This window comes from Brachybacterium nesterenkovii (genome assembly GCF_900163655.1).
In the GTDB taxonomy this organism is placed as follows: Bacteria; Actinomycetota; Actinomycetes; order Actinomycetales; family Dermabacteraceae; genus Brachybacterium; species Brachybacterium nesterenkovii.
On the sequence record NZ_FWFG01000011.1, the window covers coordinates 1 to 19980 of the forward strand.

Consider the following 19980-nt stretch of genomic DNA (forward strand, 5'->3'; position numbering starts at 1 on the left):
GCCATCTCATGGAACCGGCCCAAGGAGGTGCACCTGGGCCTGGCCGACCCCACCACCCCGACATTCAAAACCAAGGAAATCCTGCCAACTACTTGACGCGGGACAGGTGCTCCGCCGGCTACGTGCGAGTGGCTTCCGGTAGGGCATGCCTAGTTAATCAGGGCACATGGATAGCACTGTTCACGAGTGATTCGTTGGGGAGGTTGCCCGTGCTCGTACGTGTCGACGGCGTTACGGCTCGTCGCGGGCCGGCCATTGGAGAGCCTGGTGAGTACCTCGGAGGTGGCCGGGCTCTCGTCGGCTCTTAACTTGTGCGCAGGGTTGTCCCGCGAGTTGTCGGGGAATGACAGCAACGATGACAGCAACGCGATGGCGTCTGCCAAGCTGTGGGCCAACAGTGCGAGTTTCCTGACCTGCTCCGACATATTCTGCTACCCATGCACTGGCGGACTTTTAATCCGCGGGTCGTGGGTTCGATCCCCACGGGGCCCACTGCGGGCGGCCTGTGCGCGCCCGGAACGCTGCTCGTCCCCAGACGCCGATCCGCCCCGTCCCGCGACGTGCGGAACGGGGCCGATCGGTGCCTTGGCGTCAGGCTCTCAGAACCCGCGCGATCCGAGAGCGTCGCCGTCGACGCGGCGCGACCCGCTGTCGGCGTCTGAGACCTCGCCGTCCGAGGCGCCTGCATCGGGGTACTCGTCGTCCAGCGGGATCATCGGTGCGGTGCGCGGGTCCTCGCTGTGGGCGACCACGGGGGTGCGGGGCGACTCGTCGACGGTGATGCGCATGGTGGACGGCTCCTCAGTGCTCGGTGCTCCCGCGGGATCGGCGCCGGACGCCGCCGCACCCGCGGCGCCACCGGCTCCTCCCGCCGCGCTGCCGCCGCCCGCGGCTCCCGTATCCGCGAGCGGGGCGGGGGCGTGACGGCGGTCGTCGGACAGGCGCGCGGTGCGCGGCTCGTCGTCGAAGACCTCGGAGACGGCGCGCTCATTGCCCCAGTCGGGATTCAGGCGGCGCGGGCGGGTGATGACGAGGCCGACGAGCCCCAGGAACGTCAGCAGCGCCGCGGCGGCGACGGCGAACAGGGGGAGGTCATCGACCATCGTGGCCGGGATGAGGGCCCCGGGCACGGCGGTGCCGTCCGTCGTCGTGCCGAGCACGGGCGTGCCCAGGATCTTTCCGGAGGCGAGCGTGCCCTCACGGGTGAACAGGTCCAGCAGCAGCGGCCAGGCCAGGCGCAGTCCGGCGCCGCAGAACAGCAGCAGGCCCGCGACCTTCGCGAGGAAGCGGTAGCGGCCGACGCAGGCGGCTCCCAGCAGCATCGACCCTCCGCCCAGCAGCACGGCGGCGGCGGTCGCCACAGCGATCCACAGCGGCGCCGCGCCGCCCTGGGCCGCGGCGGCCGGCATGGTCAGCGCGCTGTCCTTCGCGCGCAGCACGAGGATCGTGCCCTCGGCCAGCAGCGTCAGGAAGAACAGGAAGCCGACGACCACCGTGAGCCACTGCAGGCGGCGGGAGCCGTAGCCGATCGGGCGGGGACGGTCGGTCGAGGAGCGGGCCATGGGGGATCTCCTGGGGTCGGGTCCGGGTTCTGCGAACGTACCACCGGCGCGCGGCCGGAGCCCGGCGGCATGCCCCGCGACCAGGGACCTTCAGCGTTGCGTCGCATCCGGGGGCGCGGTTGACTGGAGGCACGCCGGGGCGATGGGGCCCGGGCAGGCGGTACCCCCGCCCGACCGCAGGAGGAGCCATGACCGAGAGTCGCAGGAAGATCGTCGTGGGAGTCGTCGACGAGCGCTCCCGCCACGTCATCGAGACCGCCGCCTGGTACGCCTCGCAGTTCGACGCGACGCTCGTGTGCGCGATGATCGTCCCCGACCCGTACGGCTTGGGGGAGGCCCCCGCCGGCTACCTCGGCATGATGCGCGCGATCACCCCCAGCGACCCGCCCGTCGAGATGCCGCCCGGACTGGTGCGGGTGATCGAGGAGGCCGTCGAGCCCCACGGCGTCCCGTGGGCCCCGTTCACGAGCATCGGCACCCCCGCCCGGGAGCTCACCGCGCTCGCCGAGCGGATCGACGCGCTCATGTTCGTCCTCGGCACCCGGGAGGGCGTGCGCGGCATGGTCAGGGAGGCCCTCAACGGCTCCGTCGCCGCGCAGCTCGCCCACCGGCATAACCGCCCCGTGGTGGTCGTGCCGCAGGACCCGATCGGCTTCGCGCAGGCCGATGCCGAGGGCATCGCCGACGACCTCGGCGCACCCGGCGGACCGGACGCCGAGGCCGCTCCGGCCCAGTCGCAGGGCCCCGTGGACGACTCGCCGGACGCTCAGGAGGGCGGGCGTAGCCTGTCGGAGTGACCCACTACGACATCGCGCTCATCGGCTCCGGCTCGGCCAACTCCTTCCCCGGTCCGGAGCTCGCCGACCGCAGCATCGTCCAGATCGACCGCGGCGTCGGCCCCGACGGCGCCTTCGGCGGCACCTGCCTGAACGTCGGCTGCATCCCCACCAAGATGCTCGTGCGCACGGCCGACGCCGCGATCGCGCCCGCCGAGGCCGCGCGCCTGGGCGTCCGCGCCCGTCTCGAGGGCGTCGACTGGCCGGCGATCCGCGACCGGATCTTCGCCGACCGCATCGACCCCATCTCCCGCGGCGGTCTGGCCTACCGCGCCGAGCACGAGGACAACGCGAACCTGACGCTGCTGCGCGGCACGGCCCGCTTCACCGGGCCCGGCGCGATGGAGGTGGAGCTCGCCGACGGGACGCTCGAGCAGATCACGGCGGACACGTTCGTGCTCGGCGCCGGCTCACGGCCCGCGATCCCCGGCATCGACGGCCTCGCCGAGGCGGCCCCGCTGACCTCCGACACGATCATGCGCGTCGATGAGCTCCCGGCATCGCTCGCGATCCTCGGCTCCGGCGTGATCGCCGTCGAGCTCGCCCACGTGCTCAGCGCCCTGGGCGTCGACGTCACCGTCATCGCCCGCTCCGCCCTGCTCCTGCGCCGCGAGGACGCCGACATCGCCGCGGCCGCGACCGCGCGCCTGGCCGAGCGCTGCCGCGTCGTCACCGGCTTCACCACCGCCGCCGTGCGCCGTACCGCTGACGGCGTGCGGATCACGGGGACGCGCGACGGGCGCGAGGAGACCATCGAGGCCCAGGAGATCCTCGTGGCCACGGGACGGCGCCCGAACTCGGACCTGCTGGACGCGGCCGCGGGAGGCATCGGCCTGGAGGACGACGGGCGCGTGCGCGTCGACCCCTATCAGCGGGTGCTGGACCCGGCCGGACGCGTCATCGAGGGGCATTGGGCCTTCGGCGACCTCTCCTCGCCCCACCAGCTCAAGCACGTCGCCAACCACGAGCAGCGGATCGTGCGCCACAACGTCCTCCACCCGAGCGACCTGCGCCGCTCCGACACCATGCCCGTGCCACGCGGGATCTTCGGGGCCCCGCAGATCGCCGCCGTCGGGCTCACCGAGGCCGAGGCTCGCGAGCACGCCTCCCGCGAGGGCCGGGAGATCCGCGTCGCCCGCCAGGACTACGCGGGCATCGCCTACGGCTGGGCACTCGAGGACACGACCTCCTTTGCCAAGCTCATCGCCGACGCGGAGACGGCGGAGCTGCTGGGCTGCCACATCATCGGCCCCGAGGCGACCGTGCTGATCCAGCCGCTCGTCCAGGCGATGAGCCTGGGACAGAGCGCCCGGGACATCGCACGCACGCAGTACTGGATCCATCCGGCGCTGCCCGAGCTCGTCGAGAACGCCCTGCTGCAGCTGACCGACTGACGCCGGGTCCGCCGCCCGCGCGCTCGTGCATCCTTCCGCGCGCGGTCCGCGTCGGCGTCAGCTCTTCTCGTCCGCCGGGAGGCAGGACTTCAGCGGATCCTCGTCGATCGTCGGCTCGGTCGTCGTGGCGGCAGGCGCCTCGGACGAATCCGTGGCCTCGTCGCTCGGTTGCGCGGAGGCGTCACCGGACCCCTCCTCCGTCGGCTCGGCGCTCGCGGACTCCTCGGCGGGCGCGGCGCTCTCGGTGGGGGCGATCGTGCTCGGCGCCGGGCTCGGCTCGGTGCCCTTGACGGACTCGGCCTGCACCGAGGTCATCGAATCGTGGATCGAGGCCTGCACCCACTGGTGGAGGTAGTCCCAGTCGGGATGCCCGCCCCTGCCCCAGGTGTCGGCGCCGGGGGCGTCGACCTCGTGCGTGATCGGGTAGGACGTGAAGCCCGCCTTCTGCACGCGCTGGGCGAGCGTCACGAACGCGTCGAGGCGCGCCGACGGCACGTCCGTCTCGATGTTCTTCTCCGTCGCGGTCACCAGCTGCGGGAAGGCGAGCGCGAGCGTCACGGGGTCCGCCTCCTCGCTGACGATGCGGATCATCCGCTGCTGGCGGCACATGCGGTTGAAGTCGTCCGAGCCCTCGCGGGAGCGGGCGTACCACAGCGCGTGGTAGCCGTCGAGGTGCTGCTCGCCCGGCTCGATGTAGCCGGTGATCGGGTACTTGCCGCCCGTGGACTGGTTGGTGCCGCCGCCGATCGGGATCTTCCGCTCGACGTTGATGTCGACGCCGCCGATCGCGTTGACGAGGTCCTCGAAGCCCTTGAGATCGACCATCGCGTAGTAGTCGATGCTCAGGCCCAGGGTCTGCTCGACGGCGTGGCGGGTGGCGGTCAGCCCCGGGTTCGGGTCGCCGGGGAAGAGCTCCTTGTTCTGCTCGGCCCAGGCCCACACGGCGTTGAGCAGGTTCTCGTTCTCGCCGAAGGCGTCGAAGCCCTCGGGGAAGGCCTGCGCCTCGGGCGTGCCCTCGGGGAAGCGCACGTACTGGAGGTTGCGGGGCAGGGAGAACAGGGCGGTGCGGCCGGTCTTGGTGTCGATCGAGGCGACCATGATGGTGTCCGGACGCGTGCCGCTGCGGTCGGCGCCGGCGTCCTGGCCGAGCATGAGGATGTTCAACCGCTCGGTGTTGGCCCACGGATCCTTGCCCGCGGCGATCTTCCCGTTGTCGGTGCCGCCGAAGACGTCCGTGTTGCCCAGCAACCCCTGCGCGGAGTAGAGGCCGTTGGCGCCCAGGGCGAACGGTGCGGCGACCGTCCCCACCAGCAGGACGGCCAGCAGGGTAGACACGGCCCGGCGCGCGCCCTGCAGGCGCTCCTTCGTGTTGTGCGCCAGGTTGGCCAGGAGGATCTGAGCGCACCAGATGAGGCCGACGACGATCGCCGCCGCGAGCACGCCGATCACCACGGCCCGGCTCGAGGCCAGGCCCAGCAGCGTGGGGACCGGGTCCCCGAGCAGGAACCAGGCGACGACGCCGAGCGTGCCGAGCACGAGCGTCGAGAGGATCACGATCCCCGCCGCGCGCATGCGCGTCGTCAGCAGGCCGGTGCCGGGCACCAGCGCGGTCAGCACGGTCCAGCCCGCGGCGCGGCCCAAGGAACCGGGGGCGGTGGACTCGGCGCGGCGACGGCCCCGCGCCCGTGCGGCGGCCGCAGCGCCCGTGGACTTCTTCGGGGCCCCGCGATGGCGGGAGGAGACGGAGCGGTTCTGGTCGGCGGCACGGGGGCGCCGCGCAGCGGCAGTCGCCGATGCGTCCGCGGCAGGAGCGGCGCCATCGGCGTCGTCAGCGCGGCGAGGGGCCGGGGCCGACGGGGCCTCGGAACGGTCAGCCGGCGCGGCGTCCTCCTCGCGGGCGGCGGGCCCGGCATCGACGGGGGCGAGCGCCTCGGTCGCGGGTTCAGGCGAGTCGTCGGGCCCGGCGGTCGCCGGAGTCCAGGCCTCCTGCTCGGGTGCGGGGTCCGCGGGGGTCGGCTGCTCGGCGCTGAGCGCCGGCTCCTCGGCTGCGGGGGCCGGGCTCGGCGCAGGCGAGATGTCGCCGAAAGCGCGGGCGCGCGCCTCGCGGCCGCCCGCCGCGTCCGACGGCCGCGACGGCCTCGCGCCGGGGCGCGCCGTGTGGCGGCCTCGGGGCGCACGGGGGCGCCGCCGGGCCCAGCTGTGCTCGGTCATGCGCGTCATCCTACGGACCCGCGGCGTGCATATCCGCTGACAGCGATGGAGATCTCGTGAGGATCCGGGATGCCTCCGGGGGCCATCCCCGTACCCTGGGCCCATGCGCCTGATCCACGAGCCCGCCACGGACCTGACCTACGACGACTGCTTCTTCCTGCCCTCCCGCTCCGCGGTGACCAGCCGTTTCGACGTCGATCTCGCCTCCGACGACGGCACGGGGACGACGATCCCGATCGTCGCGGCCAACATGACGGCGGTCTCCGGACGCCGCATGGCCGAGGTGATGGCGCGCCGCGGGGGCCTGGCCGTCCTCCCGCAGGACCTCGCGCTCGACCGTCTCGTCGAGATCGTCCGCTCAATCAAGGAGCGGGACGTCCTGGTGGACCATCCGCTCACGCTCTCGCCCCGCGGCACCGTTGGCCAGGGCCTCGCCCTGCTGGACAAGCGCCCGCACGGCATCGTCACCGTGATCGACGAGCAGCGCCGTCCGCTGGGGATCGTGTCACCGGCCGAGCTCGCGGGCGTCGACGTCTTCACCCCCGTCGACGAGGTAATGAGCGCCGAGTTCCTGTCGCTGACGCCTGAGGAGGCCGCGGGCGAGCCCGCCGCCGTCCACGCCCGCATCTCGGCGACCCACCACGAGGCCGCCCTCGTCGTCGAGCCCTCGGGCGTGCTGCGCGGCGTGCTCACCGCCCGCGGCGTGCTGCGCTCGACCATCTACCGCCCCGCCCTCGACGACGGGGGCCGCCTGCGCATCGCCGCGGCGGTCGGCATCAACGCCGACGTCGCCTCCCGCACCCGCGCCCTCGTGGACGCCGGCGCCGACGTGATCGTGCTCGACACCGCCCACGGCCACCAGGAGCGGATGATCGAGGCGCTGCGCACCGTGCGCGAGCTGCTGGGCCCGCGCGAGGGCACGGCCGTGCGCGTGGTCGCCGGCAACATCGTCACCGCTGAGGGCACGCGCGACCTGATCGAGGCCGGCGCGGACATCGTGAAGGTGGGCGTGGGCCCGGGCGCCATGTGCACCACGCGCATGATGACCGGCGTCGGGCGCCCCCAGTTCTCCGCGGTCCTCGAGTGCGCCGCGGCCGCGCGCGAGCTCGGCGGCCGGGTCTGGGCCGACGGCGGGGTGCGCTACCCGCGCGACGTCGCCCTCGCGCTCGCCGCCGGCGCCTCGAGCGTCATGATCGGCTCCTGGTTCGCGGGGACGTTCGAGTCGCCCGGCGCCATGCACGCCGATGAGAGCGGCCGCCGCTACAAGGAGAGCTTCGGCATGGCCTCCAAGCGCGCCGTCTCCTCCCGCACCGCGGGGGAGGACGCGTTCGCGCGCGCCCGCAAGTCGCTGTTCGAGGAGGGCATCTCGAGCTCCCGCATGTACCTGGCCGACGGCGCGGGCAGCGTCGAGGACCTGCTCGACGCCATCACCGCCGGGGTGCGGTCCTCGTGCACGTACGCGGGCGCCGCCGACCTCGACGAGCTGCGCGAGCGCGCCGTGATCGGCCTGCAGAGCGCCGCGGGCTACGCCGAGGGCCGCCCCGTCGCAACGTCCTGGAGCTGACCCCCGCCGCAGCCGCCGAGGTCCCCGGGACCGTCCCGGGGACCTCGGCGCGGGTGCTCGCGCGAGGCGACCTGCGGGCGGTAGCCTGGGGCGCATGACGACTCTCGTGAGCGGTGGTGCCGGCTATATCGGATCGCACGTGGTGCGCCTTCTGCTGGAGCGGGGTGAGCACGTGGTCGTGGTCGACGACCTGTCGACCGGCTTCGCCGAGCGCGTCGAGGGCGCCGACCTCGTGAGGCTCGACGTGACGGCCCCGGACGCGGCGGAGAAGCTCGCCTTCCACCTGCGCGCCTCGGGCGCCGACTCGGTGATCCACTTCGCCGCCCACAAGCAGGTGGGCGTGAGCGTCCAGCAGCCCGAGATGTACTACCGCGACAACATCACCGGCCTCGCCAACGTGCTGTCCGCCTGCGAGAACGCCGGCGTCCGCGACGTCGTGTTCTCCTCCTCGGCCGCCGTCTACGGCATGCCGGACGTCGAGCTCGTGACCGAGGAGCTCACGCCCTCGCCCATCAACCCCTACGGCCGCACCAAGCTGATCGGCGAGTGGATGCTCGAGGACGCCGAGCGCGCCCACGGCCTGCGCACCGTCGGCCTGCGCTACTTCAACGTCGCCGGGGCGGGCTGGCCCGTCTGCGCCGACACCCAGGTGATGAACCTCGTGCCGATCGTGCTGAACGCGCTCGAGAACGGGAAGACACCGGTCGTCTTCGGCGACGACTACGACACCCCCGACGGCACCTGCATCCGCGACTACGTGCACGTGGTGGACCTCGCCGACGCCCACATCCAGGCCCTCGAGTACCTGCGCGGGGAGGACCGCCCGCACCGCGTGTTCAACGTCGGCACCGGGAAGGGATCGAGCGTGCTCGAGGTCATCGACGCGATCGCCCGCGCCACCGGCCAGGAGATCACCCCCGAGATCGGCGAGCGCCGCGCGGGCGACCCCGCCCGTCTCGTCTGCTCCACCGATCGCATCCGCGAGACCCTCGGCTGGACTTCGACGAAGACGCTCGACGACATCGTCGTCTCCGACGTGGAGGCTCGCCGCGCCAAGAAGGCGGAGGCCGAGGGCGCGCAGGCCTGAGGCATGCGCGCTCCGCGGGCGCGTCCTGCTCAGGTGAGGTAGCGGTACATCGGCCCGGCAGGGTCGATGCGCTCGATCTCCATCGACGAGGCGGCCATGCGCTCCAGCAGCGGCTCGAGGTTCTCGCGCGCGCCGAGCTCGAGGCCCACGAGCGCGGGCCCCGTCTCGCGGTTGTTGCGCTTGATGTAGTCGAACAGCACGATGTCGTCCTCCGGGCCCAGGACGTCGTGCAGGAAGCGGCGCAGCGCACCGGGCTCCTGGGGGAACGTGACGAGGAAGTAGTGCTTGAGGCCCTCGTGGACCAGGGAGCGCTCGACCACCTCGTTGTAGCGGGAGACGTCGTTGTTTCCGCCCGTGAGGACCACGAGGATCCCGCCCTCGCCCGGGTCGCGCACGAGCCCCGTCGCGACGGCCGCGGGGGCCAGGGCGCCCGCGGGCTCGGCGATGATCCCGTCGACCTGGTACAGCGCGAGCATCTCGGTGCACACGGCGCCCTCGTCGACCACGCCCAGACGGGGGCGGTGCGCCAGCACCGTCGCGAGCGGGTGCTCGCCCACCCGCCGCACCGCGGCACCGTCGACGAAGCGCTCGAGATCCGCCAGGGTCACGGGCTCCCCGGCGCGGACCGCGGCCGCCATCGACGCCGCGCCCGCGGGCTCGACGCCCAGGACGTGGACCTCGGGGGCGCGCTCGGCGAGCCAGGCCATGCAGCCGCCCAGCAGGCCGCCGCCGCCCACGGGCAGCACGACGCTCGAGATCTCGCGGCCGTTGTCCTCGCGCACCTGCTCCATCGCCTCGGCGATCACGGTGCCCTGACCGGCCATGACGACGGGGGAGTCGAACGGCGGTACGAGGGCGGCGCCGGTGCGCGCGGCGTCGGCGGCCGCCGCGGCCGCCGCGTCGTCGAAGGCGTCCCCGGTCATCACCAGCTCGACCCGCTCGCCCCCGAGGGCCACGATGCGCTCGCGCTTCTGCCGCGGCGTGGTGGTGGGGACGTAGATGCGGGCGTCGATGCCCAGGGCCCGGCAGGCATAGGCGACGCCCTGGGCGTGGTTGCCCGCGCTCGCCGCCACGACCCCGGCCGCGCGGCGCTCCTCGTCGAGGGAGTCGAGGAACAGGTAGGCGCCGCGCAGCTTGTACGAGCGCACCGCCTGGAGGTCCTCGCGCTTGAGCCAGACGGGCGCGCCCGCGAGCTCGGACAGCCGCTCCGACAGCTCGACAGGGGTGCGGCGCACGAGGGCGCCGAGGCGCTCGCGGGCCCGGTCGACGTCATCGGCCGTGACGGGCGCGGGGACGGCGGGGGAGGTCATGCGGGGTCCTCTCCGGATGCGGCGGGGGCGGTGGCGGCGGGGACGATCACGACGGTGGCGATCGCGGCGATCCCCTCGCCGCGCCCGGTCAGCCCCAGGCCGTCGGTGGTGGTCCCCGACAGGCCCACGGGCGCGCCGAGGGCCTCGGCGAGGACGGCCTGGGCCTCGGCGCGGCGGGCGGACAGGCGTGGCCGGTTCCCGATCACCTGGATGGCCGCGCTGCCGATCTCGAAGCCGGCCGCGCGGACCAGGCGGGCGGCCTCGGCCAGCAGCGCGCACCCGGCAGCGCCCGCCCATTCGGGGCGCGAGGTGCCGAAGTGGGCGCCGAGGTCGCCGATGCCGGCGGCCGAGAACAGGGCGTCGCAGGCGGCGTGGCAGGCGACGTCGGCATCGGAGTGCCCCTCGAGCGCGCGCTCGCCGGGCCAGGCGAGCCCGGCGATCCACAGGGTCCGCTCGGAGTCCTCGGGCGCGAAGGCGTGGACGTCGGTGCCGATGCCCACCCGCGGGACCGGGAGGGCCGCGGGGGTCACTGGGCGTTCTCCAGCTGGTCGAGCAGGCGGTCGATGTCGTCGTACGTGACACCGGGGGTGGTGTGCAGCAGCACCGGCATGCCGGAGACGACGGGGATGCCGAGCGCCGGCGGGATCGAGACGGTCGAGACGACCAGGTCGGCGCGGAAGTCGGGGGAGAGCAGATCCATCACGGTGGCCTGGACGACGCGCACGGGTCCGGGGCGGTCCTGCACGTGCTCGCGGACCCGCTCGGCGATGACCGCGGAGGTGGCGACGCCGGCGCCGCACACGATGGCGATAGTGGGCATCAGGGCCTCCTGGGCGCGATGGGGTGTGATGTGGACGACGGCTGATTCTCGCACGGGGGGCCGGGAGCGGCCACCGCGGGGAGGGAGCGAGGGCTGCCGGGGCGGCGGCGGGGGAGACGGGTCGTTAGGATTCCCGGGTGAGCACACCCCGTGGACCCCGTGCGCGCCGCGCCCGAGCGGGCGGCGCGGCCGGTGTCGTGCTCGCGGGCGGGACCGGCTCGCGCCTGGGCGCCGAGATCAACAAGGCCTTCCTCCCGCTCGCCGGGCGCGCGATCGCCGGCTGGAGCCTGGCCACCATGGCATCGGTGGAGGGCATCGGGCCGCTCGTGTTCGTCGTGCGCCCCGAGGACCGCGCCCATGCCGAGGCCGTCGTCGAGCGCGGACTGCGCCGACGGGTCGAGGTCATCTCGGGCGGCGCGACGCGCCAGGAGTCCGAGCTGATGGCGCTGCGGCGCCTGGCCGACAGGATTGACGCCGGCACCGTGCACACGGTGCTGATCCACGATGCGGCGCGCCCGCTCGTCTCCCACGGTCTGATCGCCGCCGTGCTGCACGCCGCGATGGAGTCCGGGGGCGCGGTCCCCGCGATCCCCGTCCACGACGTCGCCGTCGCGGATGCCGACGGCTTCCTCGCCCCGACCGCCGTCGACGCGGACGAGCTCCTGCGCGTTCAGACCCCGCAGGGCTTCCGGGCCGACGCGATCCTCGACGCCTACGAGGCCGCCGCGCGCGACGCCTTCGTGGGCACCGATACGCAGTCGTGCGCCGAGCAGTACACGGACATCGCGACGACGTGGGTGCGCGGCGAGGAGACCAACTTCAAGATCACCTACGCGCAGGACCTGCTGCTGGCCCAGGACGTGGTGGCCGCCGAGCGCCTCTCGCCCCGGTGGGGCTGAGCGGCGCACGATAGTGTGGGAGACCCCGGTCACGTCCCGGGGGCGGGACCGGGGTGCGGCCCCAGGGAGTGCGGACGGACGGGGGTGTCGGCGATGGCGGTCCAGGAGAGCAACCTGCGGTGCACCGTGTGCGATCGGGAGGCCGAGCACGAGGTCGTGTACGCGGGCCGCTTCGTCACCCAGATCGTGTGCACCCATTGCGGTGCCGTGACCCGGCTGGACGTGAGCGAGGACTACCTGCCGGACCTGCGCGACCGCGTGGCGACCAAGCCGCGGCGCCTGGCGTCCGTGTTCCGCGACCATCCGCTGTCCTCGACGACGAGCCTGCCCGGGCGGATGCTGTCCAAGCCCCTGCGCATGGCCGAGGAGGTGCTCACCGTGCACCGCAACCGCCGTCGCGGCGAGCGCTAGCCACCGCGCCGGGCCGGGCGTCCCGACAGATCAGGCGTCGACAGTTCAGGCTCCGCGGCGGGGCGCGGGCGAGGTGTCCCGCGCGAGGCCCAGGGCGATCTGCGCCTGCCAGAGCCCCAGGCGGTCGAGGACGGGCGCTCCCTGGTGGCTTCCGTGGACGACCCGCACGGCCGCGCCGAGGTGCAGGGCGGCGCGGATCTCGTCATCGGGCAGGGTCGGGTCCGTCGCCTGCGCCGCGAGGATCTCCTCGAGCAGTCCCCGCCGCAGCGCGCGCGGGCACTGCAGGGTCCTCAGCGCGGAACGGTCAACGTTGCGCAGCCCGTGCTCGCCGCGCCGCTTGACCGAGTCGGTCACGTCGATCCCGGGGACCGCCGCGTCCGTCTCCGCGCCGTCCAGCGCATCGAGAACCGCCCGGACCGTGGCGGGCGGGGTCAGGGCGCGCTCGGCCTCGTGCACGAGGACGATCTGATCGGCGGGCCCGGGGCCGAGATGCTCGAGAGCCTGCGCCAGGATGCGCAACCGGGGGCCGCCGTCCGCCGCGAGGGCGCGCGCGCGGCCGCCCAGCTCGCGAGACACCTCCCGGAGCGCTCCCGGGGACGTCACGACGAGCGGCCCGTGTCCGGTCGCCTGCTCGAGCGGGCCGAGCAGGCGGCGCAGCAGGGTGGGCCCGCCGAGCGGCAGGAGCGCTGGCACGTCCTCGTCGTCCGCGCGCGGGAGCGCGAGGACGACGGGCAGGATCGGGGGAGCGGCCACGGCGGCCGGGGGAGCGGCGTCTCGCCTCAGGAGGCGAGGACCTCGTCGAGGATCGACTCGGCGTGCGTCTCGTCGGTCTTCTCCGCGAGCGCGAGCTCGGAGACGAGGATCTGCCGGGCCTTGGAGAGCATGCGCTTCTCGCCCGCGGACAGCCCGCGGTCCTTGTCGCGGCGCCACAGGTCGCGCACGACCTCGGCGACCTTCTTCACGTCGCCCGAGGCCAGCTTCTCGACATTCGCCTTGTAGCGGCGGGACCAGTTGGTGGGCTCCTCCGTGTACGGCTGGCGCAGGACCTCGAAGACCTCGTCGAGGCCCTCCTTGTCCACGACGTCGCGGACGCCGACGAGATCGACGTTGTCGGCCGGCACCTCGATCGTGAGGTCGCCCTGGGCGACCTTGAGCTTGAGGTAGGTGCGCTCCTCGCCCTTGATGGTGCGGGTCTTCACCTCTTCGATGAGCGCGGCACCGTGGTGCGGGTAGACAACGGTCTCGCCGACGGCAAAAGTCATGTGACTGGGCCCCTTTCGTCGGATCGAGTCTAGCATCGCAGGGTTGTGCTAATATCCGCCGCTCTCGCGGGACCTCGGGCATCGCCCCTCGTGCTGACACGCTGTGCGATACCCTGGGGCGGCCCGGCGACGAAGCCCGAGCGCCTCGTCCCGCCCCCGTCCTGCGACCCGTGGTCGCTGACCTCCCCAGGAGAGCCCGTGAAGTCCGTGCGCCGCCCCCGCCGCCTCGCCCTGCCCCTCGCCGCCGTCGCGCTCGCGCTGACCGCCACGGGCTGCGCCTACCTCAACGACACCCAGACGCACGACTTCTACCAGGCGGCCGACGGCGTCAATATCAACGAGACCGGGCTGGGCGTGCGCAACGCCGTGCTCGTCGTCGACGAGTCCGGCTCCGCGACGCTGTACGCGACGGCCACCAACACGACCGCCGAGGACGGCGAGCTCACCCTCACCGGCAGCTACGAGGGCGCCCCGATCTTCGAGGCCACCGTCGCCGTGCCCGCACATGGCGTCACCCAGATCGGCGCCGAGGGCGCCCAGCAGGTCACCGCCTCGGGCCTGGCCGTGAAGCCCGGCTCCATGGTCGAGCTGACCGTCACGGCCGAGGGCCAGGAGGACGCCTCCTCGCCGATGCCCGTGCTGGACCGCTCCCTCGAGTACTACGGCGGAGCGTCCGACGCGGGCGGGGCCTCCGATGCCGGCGGCGCCGCCTCCGACGCCGGAGACGCGACCGATGACGGCGGAGCGTCCGCGACCGCCGAGAGCGACGACGAGGGCTGAGCCCCGCGTCCTCGAGGACATGCGCGAGGGCCCGGGACGGTGATCCGTCCCGGGCCCTCGCTCATGCCCGTCGGGGCGTCGGCTCTCGACGGCGCCCGTCTCAGCTCTCGTCTCGTCTCAGCTCTCGGCGGACTCGAACTTGTAGCCCAGGCCGCGGACCGTCACCAAATGCACGGGGTTCTTCGGGTCCACCTCGATCTTCGCGCGCAGGCGCTTGACGTGGACGTCGAGGGTCTTGGTGTCCCCGACGTAGTCGGAGCCCCAGACCCGGTCGATCAGCTGGCCGCGGGTGAGCACGCGGTCGACGTTGCGCAGCAGCAGCTCGAGCAGCTCGAACTCCTTGAGCGGCAGCGCCACGACCTCGCCGCGCACCGTGACCACGTGGCGCTCGACGTCCATCGTGATGCCCGCCGCGCCGAGCTCCGCCTCGTCGGCCTCCTCCGGCGCCTCCTGGCGGCGCCGCAGCACGGCCTTGATGCGGGCCAGCAGCTCGCGGGACGAGTACGGCTTGGTCACGTAGTCGTCGGCCCCGAGCTCGAGCCCGAGGACCTTGTCGAACTCGTCGTCCTTCGCGGTGAGCATGATGACCGGCACGCTCGAGGTGCGGCGGATCTCCCGGCACACCTCGGTGCCGCTCATGCCCGGGAGCATGAGGTCCAGCAGCACCAGGTCGGCGCCGTGCGCGGTGAAGATCCGCAGGCCGTCCGTGCCGGCGTCCGCGACCGCGACCTCGTAGCCCTCCTTGCGCAGGGTGTACGACAGCGGGTCGGAGAAGGATTCCTCGTCCTCGACGATCAGGATGCGCGTCATGTCCTCAGTCTTCCAGCTCCAGGGCGACCGGGCGACCGGTCGCGCTCGACTCGATGGTGCCCGTGCGCCCCATCTCGGGCAGGCGCAGGGTGAAGGTCGAGCCCTCGCCGAGCTTCGACCAGGCCGTCACGTCGCCGCCGTGGTCGGAGGCGATGTGCTTGACGATCGCCAGGCCCAGGCCGGTGCCGCCGCGCGAACGGGAGCGGGCCTTGTCCACGCGGAAGAAGCGCTCGAAGATGCGGCCCAGGTCCTCCGGCGAGATCCCCATGCCCTGATCCTTGACGACGATCTCCACCATCCCGCGGGTGCGGTGCACGGAGACGCCGATGCGCGTGTCCGGCTCGGAGTAGACGATCGCGTTGGAGATCAGGTTCGACAGGGCGGTGGTCAGGCGCGCCGCGGAGCCGAAGACCCGCAACCCGGTGTCCCCTCCGACGCTGACCTCGATGCCCGAGCCGAGAGCGAGGTTGCGGTTGGCCGCGAGCGACTCGCGCACCACGTCGTCGATCTCGACGGGCGAGGCATCGGGCAGGGCCGAGGTGCCCTGGACGCGCGACAGCTCGATGATCTCCTGCACCAGGTTCGACAGGCGGCGCGACTCCGTCTGCATGCGCTCGGCGAAGCGGCGCACCGCGTCGGGGTCGTCGGCCGCGTCCTCCATGGTCTCCGCGAGCAGGGTGAGCGCCCCGACGGGCGTCTTGAGCTCATGGGACACATTGGCCACGAAGTCGCGCCGGGTGGCCTCGACGCGCTCGGCGCTCGTGAGGTCATCGGCCAGCAGGAGCACGCCGCGCGAGCCGAGGGCGCCCATGCGCACGTCCATGACGACCTCGCCGTCGCCCCGGTTCGACCGCGGCAGCGTCATGCGCTCGTCGCGGAAGCCGCCGTTGCGGCCCACATCGCTCGCGAGCTCGATCAGGGTGCGGTTGGCCAGGCGCGGGTAGTCGGTGCCGCCCGCGCGCACGAGGCCGTAGGAGTACGCCAGCGGGGAGGCGCGCAGCACATCGCCCGAGGAGTCGAGGACCACGTAGGCCGAGGACAGGATCGACAGGACCTCGGCCGCGGGCTCGGGGATCGCGGGCTCGGGGTACTGCGGGACCGTGCCCTGGCGGCGCTGAGGGCGCACGAGCGCCACCGTCGCCCCGACGCCGATGAGGGCGCCGATGGCCACGGCCAGCAGCAGGAGCAGAGCGGATGGCACCGCCACAGACTAGGGCCAGCCCGCGCGCCTGCGCACCGTGGCCCCTGCGAGCAGGAACACTGGTCCGCAGGAGTTCACCGGGGCTCTCCTGTTCGTTCACCAACGGTTGCCAGACTGTGATGCCGGACGGTCCGGTCGACGGACGCCCACCCCCGACGAGAAGCGAGAATCACCCATGCGCGAGGCTTTCCACTCCGATCTCGAGACGATCCGCGGCAATCTCATCGAGATGTGCACGCAGGTCGAGACGGCGGTGCGCGACGCGACGACCGCCCTGCTGGACGGCGACCTGGCGACCGCCGAGCGGGTCATCGCCGCCGACGTGCACCTCGACGAGCTGCAGGTGGACATCGACGAGATGGCCGTCGACCTCCTCGCCCGGCAGTCGCCCGTGGCCACCGACCTGCGCGTCCTCGTCTCCGCCCTGCGCATGAGCTCCTCGCTCGAGCGCGCCGGCGACCTCGCCGAGCACGTCGCCCTCATCGTCCGTCGCCGTCACCCCGATCCGGTCCTCCCGGAGGCCGACCGGGCGGACTTCGAGCGGATGGGCGAGCTGACGGTCGCCGCGATCCATGACGCCGCCGCCGTGATCGCCGAGCGCGACCTCGAGCTGGCCGCGCAGGTGGAGAAGCGCGACGCCGAGATCGACGACCTCATGCAGTCCGTCTACGGCCGTCTCGCCTCCCAGGGCGAGTCCTACAGCGCCGCCCAGATCACCGACCTGACGCTCCTGGGCCGCTTCTACGAGCGCATGGGCGACCACGCGGTCTCGCTCGTCCGCCGCGTGGGCTTCCTCGTGACCGGCTCGACCCTCGACCCCCGGTCGGTCGCCACCGACGTCGAGGTCATCTGAGGCGGACGTCGGCACCGGACCGCGGGGAAGCCTCCGCCGGTCCGAGGCCGCAGCCCGGGGTCGCGGGCCCGCGTCCACGGGCCCGATGACGCCGAAGGCCCCGTTCCCACCGCGGTGGGAACGGGGCCTTCGCGCATGCGAGGGGTGCCGCGAGGGGTGCGACGAGCGGACAGCCTCGCGCGGGATCAGCCGCGGTTGGGGCGGGGCCGACGGGTGACGAGCTTGGCCGCGCCCTTCTGGGCGCCGCGCTCGGCCAGCAGGCGCAGCCCCTGGATGGCGACGCCCGACAGGACGGTCCACAGGGCCACCTTCCACACCGGGAAGTCGTCCATCGGGTCCGAGATCTCGGCGATCTCCTGCTTGGTGGCGCCGTCCTTCTTCGCGGACTTCTTCTCGGCCTTGACGGCCTTCGCGCTCTGCTTGCTCATCTTCTCGCTCGGGGGCCGCTCGCCGAACACGGCCCCCCAGCCCTTCTCGAGCAACTGGTTGGCGGCCATGGCCGCGAGGGTCCCCGCGACGGCGACGGCGACCTTGACGATCGGATTGGCGGGCTGGGGCGATCCTGCGGGCATGGAACCTCCTGCGGTCGATGCGGAACAGAGGGGGACGCGGTCAGCGCCTCACCCGGAGTGAGAAGAGTAGTACCCCTCCATGTCGTCCTCCTGGAGAGCCGTGCGCAGCTCGTCCATCCCGGCCTCGTCGGTGCCGACGACGCTCGCGCCGCCGTCGGTGGTCATCGGGCCGGCGTGGGGGACGGAGAGGTAGCGGATGTCGGAGGAGCGCAGCGATCGCAGGTCGTAGGCGGTCGACGCGATCGCGCTCGGGGTCAGGCCCTCGTCGACCGTCATGAACGGGGCGGTCGTGTCGACGAGCTCGCGGATCGCGATCGGGTTCGACAGCGTGTCCGCCGAGATGATCTTCGCGGCGATCGCCGCGAGCAGCGCCTGCTGGTGGCGGTTGCGGGCGAAGTCGCCGTCCTCGAGCTGTTTGCGCTGGCGGACGAAGGTGAGCGCGGTCGCGCCGTCCATGTGCTGCGTGCCCTGGGTGAACTGCACCCCGTCGCCCTCGAAGGACTGGTCCACCTGCACGTCCACGCCGCCGAGGGCGTCGACGAGGCCCTCGACGCCGTCGAAGTCGATGAGGGCCGCATCGTCTATCCGCGCGCCCGTGTAGTCCTCGACCGTCGTCACGGCCAGGGGAATCCCCCCGAAGGCGAGCGCGGAGTTGATGCGGTTCCTGCCGTGCCCGGGGATGTCGACGTAGAGGTCGCGGGGGAACGAGATGACGTACGCCTGGGTGCGATCCGCGTTCACATGGACCAGCATCATGACGTCGGAGCGCTGGCCCTTCACGGTCTGGGCCTCGGCGGAGTCCGGGTCGCGCTTGTCGGAGCCGAGCAGCAGGTAGTTCTCGCCCTCCCCGTCCGCGTGCGTGCTCTCCGGCAGCGCCACCTGCGTGGACTTCGAGTAGAAGGAGTCCTGCAGCGTGTACAAGTAGCCGCCCACGACGGCGCAGCCGGCCAGCACGAGCGCGCCCACGACACCCAGGGCGATCAGGATCCGGCGGCGTCGACGGCGGGGGCGGTGCCCGGTCGCGCTCGCGGCGCCCGCCTCCGGCGGCGTGCCGTCGTCGTCGATGCTGCTCATGGCTGCTCCTCGGGGTGTGCGGACCCCGTGTTCTCGGGGCGGGAGGACTCGGTGTTCTCAAGGCCGCGGGGCGCGGCGGTCGCGGTGGATGCGGGAGGCGCGACGGCAGCGGTGCCGGGCAGCTCCTGCCGACGGTAGGCGAGATCCCAGACGAGGCGCCCGGCGTCGTGCGCCTTGCGCTCGAAGCTCGTGAGCACGCGGCCCTCGAAGCGCGGCGCCCAGCCCTCGCGCGGGAGGTCCTCGGGCAGCGGATCGGAGGCGGTCCCCGTCGGGCGCGCTCCGTCCGGGAAGAGGTTCTCGACGCGCGGATCGGCGTCGAGGACGCGGCGCATGTGCCCGGCGTACTCGGCCCAGTCCGTCGCGCAGCGCAGGACGGCGCCGTCGACGAGCAGCGGATCGAGCACGTCCAGCAGCGGCTCGGACACGAGGCGCCGCTTGTGGTGCTTGGACTTGTGCCAGGGGTCCGGGAAGAAGATCCACGCCTCGGTGATCGAGCCGGGCGCCAGCAGGATCGGCAGGGAATGCAGGGCGTCGAGCGGGAGGATCCGCACGTTCTCGGGGGAGCCGGCCTGCTCGAGACGCATCAGGGTCTGGGCGATGCCCGGGACGTACACCTCGAAGGCGAGGTGGTCGCGCTCGGGATGCGCGGCCGCGGCCGCGGCGATGTTCTCCCCCTGGCCGCTGCCGATCTCCACGACCAGCGGGGCCCGCCTGCCGAACACGCGCTCGAGGTCGAGGCGCTGATCCGGGGCGGGCAGGGTGTCGCGCTCGCCCTGGGGCAGGTCCAGCACCCAGCGCTCGTGCGAGCGGTCCCAGGCCTGCTGACGGCTGCGGGTCAGGCGGGAGCCGCGCCGCACGAACGAGACGATGTCGCGGCGCGGGAGCGCGGCGACGTGGCCGGAAGGGGGGGCGTCGTGCTCAGCGGACACGGCGCAGCACGTCGCCGTCGACCTCGACGGCGACCGGGGGCAGGGGCGAGGCGGCCGGAGCGGACAGGACCTCGCCGGTCTTCGCGTCGAACGTCGAGCCGTGGCACGGGCACTGGAGCTCCTCGCCCGCCATCGCGACGGCGCAGCCCTGGTGCGTGCAGTAGCCGGAGAAGGCGGTGATGTCCTCGCCCGTTCCGCGGACGATCGCGACGAACGGCCGCTCGCCGCCGAAGTTCACGAGGGTCGTGGCGTTCTCGGGCAGCTCGGACAGGGCGATCGCGTCGTCCGTGGCGCGCACCGGGTCGGCGTTGCCGAAGCCCTCGTCCTCCGGTCCGCAGGCCGCGAGGCCGCAGACGGCGCCGGTGCCCAGGCCGAGGGCGCCCAGGGCGCGGCGGCGCGTCATCG

Annotated in this window: 21 protein-coding genes and 1 tRNA gene; 9 read left to right on the forward strand and 13 right to left on the reverse strand. The window is 73.2% G+C overall.

The annotated features are described in order from the left end of the window. The first annotated feature begins 388 nt into the window (after positions 1-388). Positions 389-492 (forward strand) — tRNA-Ser (locus FM110_RS14015). 107 nt (positions 493-599) lie between these two features. Here the strand turns inward: FM110_RS14015 and FM110_RS00925 are convergent. Then, the gene (locus FM110_RS00925) at positions 600-1562 is read right to left on the reverse strand and encodes a hypothetical protein (protein ID WP_087101793.1); all 963 of its coding nucleotides are present in this window, start codon (positions 1560-1562) and stop codon (positions 600-602) included. A 188-nt stretch (positions 1563-1750) separates the two neighbouring features. Between FM110_RS00925 and FM110_RS00930 the strand changes: the two genes are divergently transcribed. Both FM110_RS00930 and FM110_RS00935 read left to right on the forward strand, forming a co-directional pair. Further along, positions 1751-2359, forward strand: coding sequence for a universal stress protein (locus tag FM110_RS00930; RefSeq protein WP_087101795.1), 609 nt, complete (start codon positions 1751-1753; stop codon positions 2357-2359). Beyond that, positions 2356-3792: a mycothione reductase gene (locus FM110_RS00935; RefSeq protein WP_087101797.1), complete on the forward strand. Its 1437-nt coding sequence runs from the start codon at positions 2356-2358 to the stop codon at positions 3790-3792. Before FM110_RS00930 ends, FM110_RS00935 begins: the two co-directional genes overlap by 4 nt. A 57-nt stretch (positions 3793-3849) precedes the next feature. Here FM110_RS00935 and FM110_RS00940 read toward each other — a convergent pair whose 3' ends face one another. Beyond that, positions 3850-6003 (reverse strand): LCP family protein, encoded by a 2154-nt coding sequence (locus FM110_RS00940; protein ID WP_200810136.1) that lies wholly within the window; start codon positions 6001-6003, stop codon positions 3850-3852. Between the two features lie 103 nt (positions 6004-6106). Between FM110_RS00940 and FM110_RS00945 the strand changes: the two genes are divergently transcribed. Both FM110_RS00945 and galE read left to right on the forward strand, forming a co-directional pair. Beyond that, on the forward strand, positions 6107-7567 hold the full coding sequence (locus FM110_RS00945; protein ID WP_087101801.1) for a GuaB1 family IMP dehydrogenase-related protein: 1461 nt from the start codon (positions 6107-6109) through the stop codon (positions 7565-7567). 94 nt (positions 7568-7661) lie between these two features. Continuing rightward, positions 7662-8654: a UDP-glucose 4-epimerase GalE gene (galE, locus tag FM110_RS00950; RefSeq protein WP_087101803.1), complete on the forward strand. Its 993-nt coding sequence runs from the start codon at positions 7662-7664 to the stop codon at positions 8652-8654. A 29-nt stretch (positions 8655-8683) separates the two neighbouring features. Here the strand turns inward: galE and ilvA are convergent, their stop codons facing one another. From ilvA to FM110_RS00965, 3 genes are read right to left on the reverse strand one after another with little or no spacing between them, the layout of a single operon-like run. After that, complete coding sequence (ilvA, locus tag FM110_RS00955) at positions 8684-9964, reverse strand: threonine ammonia-lyase IlvA (RefSeq protein ID WP_087101805.1); 1281 nt, start codon at positions 9962-9964, stop codon at positions 8684-8686. Beyond that, positions 9961-10494 carry a 2-C-methyl-D-erythritol 2,4-cyclodiphosphate synthase gene (gene ispF, locus FM110_RS00960; RefSeq protein WP_087101807.1) on the reverse strand — a complete coding sequence of 178 codons (534 nt, stop codon included), beginning with the start codon at positions 10492-10494 and terminating at the stop codon, positions 9961-9963. The genes ilvA and ispF overlap by 4 nt, the downstream gene beginning before the upstream one ends. Then, positions 10491-10784 carry a PTS sugar transporter subunit IIB gene (locus tag FM110_RS00965; RefSeq protein WP_087101809.1) on the reverse strand — a complete coding sequence of 98 codons (294 nt, stop codon included), beginning with the start codon at positions 10782-10784 and terminating at the stop codon, positions 10491-10493. Before FM110_RS00965 ends, ispF begins: the two co-directional genes overlap by 4 nt. Before the next feature lie 137 nt (positions 10785-10921). Here FM110_RS00965 and FM110_RS00970 point away from each other — a divergent pair, with 137 nt between their 5' ends. After that, complete coding sequence (locus FM110_RS00970; protein WP_087101811.1) at positions 10922-11683, forward strand: IspD/TarI family cytidylyltransferase; 762 nt, start codon at positions 10922-10924, stop codon at positions 11681-11683. Between the two features lie 93 nt (positions 11684-11776). Next, on the forward strand, positions 11777-12094 hold the full coding sequence (locus tag FM110_RS00975) for a hypothetical protein (protein ID WP_087101852.1): 318 nt from the start codon (positions 11777-11779) through the stop codon (positions 12092-12094). A gap of 45 nt (positions 12095-12139) precedes the next feature. On the opposite strand, the gene FM110_RS00980 is transcribed toward FM110_RS00975, so the two are convergent. Then, positions 12140-12847: an IspD/TarI family cytidylyltransferase gene (locus FM110_RS00980; protein WP_234991820.1), complete on the reverse strand. Its 708-nt coding sequence runs from the start codon at positions 12845-12847 to the stop codon at positions 12140-12142. A 26-nt stretch (positions 12848-12873) separates the two neighbouring features. Continuing rightward, entirely contained in the window at positions 12874-13356 is a 483-nt protein-coding gene (locus tag FM110_RS00985) for a CarD family transcriptional regulator (protein ID WP_087101813.1), read from the reverse strand. Positions 13357-13554: 198 nt separating this feature from the next. On the opposite strand from FM110_RS00985, the gene FM110_RS00990 reads away from it, so the two are divergent. Then, positions 13555-14136: a hypothetical protein gene (locus FM110_RS00990; protein ID WP_200810137.1), complete on the forward strand. Its 582-nt coding sequence runs from the start codon at positions 13555-13557 to the stop codon at positions 14134-14136. A 117-nt stretch (positions 14137-14253) separates the two neighbouring features. Here FM110_RS00990 and FM110_RS00995 read toward each other — a convergent pair whose 3' ends face one another. Both FM110_RS00995 and FM110_RS01000 read right to left on the reverse strand, forming a co-directional pair. Further along, positions 14254-14946 (reverse strand): response regulator transcription factor, encoded by a 693-nt coding sequence (locus tag FM110_RS00995; protein WP_087101815.1) that lies wholly within the window; start codon positions 14944-14946, stop codon positions 14254-14256. Positions 14947-14950: 4 nt separating this feature from the next. Then, entirely contained in the window at positions 14951-16147 is a 1197-nt protein-coding gene (locus FM110_RS01000; protein WP_087101855.1) for a sensor histidine kinase, read from the reverse strand. 175 nt (positions 16148-16322) lie between these two features. Here FM110_RS01000 and phoU point away from each other — a divergent pair, with 175 nt between their 5' ends. Then, the gene (phoU, locus tag FM110_RS01005) at positions 16323-17000 is read left to right on the forward strand and encodes a phosphate signaling complex protein PhoU (protein ID WP_087101817.1); all 678 of its coding nucleotides are present in this window, start codon (positions 16323-16325) and stop codon (positions 16998-17000) included. Between the two features lie 185 nt (positions 17001-17185). Here the strand turns inward: phoU and FM110_RS01010 are convergent, their stop codons facing one another. From FM110_RS01010 to FM110_RS01025, 4 genes are read right to left on the reverse strand one after another with little or no spacing between them, the layout of a single operon-like run. Next, on the reverse strand, positions 17186-17572 hold the full coding sequence (locus tag FM110_RS01010; RefSeq protein WP_087101819.1) for a DUF4235 domain-containing protein: 387 nt from the start codon (positions 17570-17572) through the stop codon (positions 17186-17188). Positions 17573-17620: 48 nt separating this feature from the next. Continuing rightward, on the reverse strand, positions 17621-18646 hold the full coding sequence (locus tag FM110_RS01015) for an LCP family protein (RefSeq protein ID WP_087101821.1): 1026 nt from the start codon (positions 18644-18646) through the stop codon (positions 17621-17623). Beyond that, the gene (gene trmB / locus FM110_RS01020; protein ID WP_087101823.1) at positions 18643-19575 is read right to left on the reverse strand and encodes a tRNA (guanine(46)-N(7))-methyltransferase TrmB; all 933 of its coding nucleotides are present in this window, start codon (positions 19573-19575) and stop codon (positions 18643-18645) included. Before trmB ends, FM110_RS01015 begins: the two co-directional genes overlap by 4 nt. After that, entirely contained in the window at positions 19565-19978 is a 414-nt protein-coding gene (locus FM110_RS01025; protein WP_087101825.1) for a QcrA and Rieske domain-containing protein, read from the reverse strand. The genes trmB and FM110_RS01025 overlap by 11 nt, the downstream gene beginning before the upstream one ends. Between the last annotated feature and the right edge of the window lie 2 nt (positions 19979-19980).

What these genes read in the sequence shown, in the direction of transcription:
- FM110_RS01025 (WP_087101825.1), bottom strand. Translation starts at nt 19,978, where the DNA reads ATGACGCGCCGCCGCGCCCTGGGCGCCCTCGGCCTGGGCACCGGCGCC.
- ilvA (WP_087101805.1), bottom strand. Translation starts at nt 9,964, where the DNA reads ATGACCTCCCCCGCCGTCCCCGCGCCCGTCACGGCCGATGACGTCGAC.
- FM110_RS00975 (WP_087101852.1), top strand. Translation starts at nt 11,777, where the DNA reads ATGGCGGTCCAGGAGAGCAACCTGCGGTGCACCGTGTGCGATCGGGAG.
- phoU (WP_087101817.1), top strand. Translation starts at nt 16,323, where the DNA reads ATGCGCGAGGCTTTCCACTCCGATCTCGAGACGATCCGCGGCAATCTC.
- FM110_RS00930 (WP_087101795.1), top strand. Translation starts at nt 1,751, where the DNA reads ATGACCGAGAGTCGCAGGAAGATCGTCGTGGGAGTCGTCGACGAGCGC.
- FM110_RS00925 (WP_087101793.1), bottom strand. Translation starts at nt 1,562, where the DNA reads ATGGCCCGCTCCTCGACCGACCGTCCCCGCCCGATCGGCTACGGCTCC.
- FM110_RS01010 (WP_087101819.1), bottom strand. Translation starts at nt 17,572, where the DNA reads ATGCCCGCAGGATCGCCCCAGCCCGCCAATCCGATCGTCAAGGTCGCC.
- FM110_RS01015 (WP_087101821.1), bottom strand. Translation starts at nt 18,646, where the DNA reads ATGAGCAGCATCGACGACGACGGCACGCCGCCGGAGGCGGGCGCCGCG.
- FM110_RS00940 (WP_200810136.1), bottom strand. Translation starts at nt 6,003, where the DNA reads ATGACCGAGCACAGCTGGGCCCGGCGGCGCCCCCGTGCGCCCCGAGGC.
- FM110_RS00995 (WP_087101815.1), bottom strand. Translation starts at nt 14,946, where the DNA reads ATGACGCGCATCCTGATCGTCGAGGACGAGGAATCCTTCTCCGACCCG.
- FM110_RS00945 (WP_087101801.1), top strand. Translation starts at nt 6,107, where the DNA reads ATGCGCCTGATCCACGAGCCCGCCACGGACCTGACCTACGACGACTGC.
- FM110_RS00985 (WP_087101813.1), bottom strand. Translation starts at nt 13,356, where the DNA reads ATGACTTTTGCCGTCGGCGAGACCGTTGTCTACCCGCACCACGGTGCC.
- galE (WP_087101803.1), top strand. Translation starts at nt 7,662, where the DNA reads ATGACGACTCTCGTGAGCGGTGGTGCCGGCTATATCGGATCGCACGTG.
- FM110_RS00965 (WP_087101809.1), bottom strand. Translation starts at nt 10,784, where the DNA reads ATGCCCACTATCGCCATCGTGTGCGGCGCCGGCGTCGCCACCTCCGCG.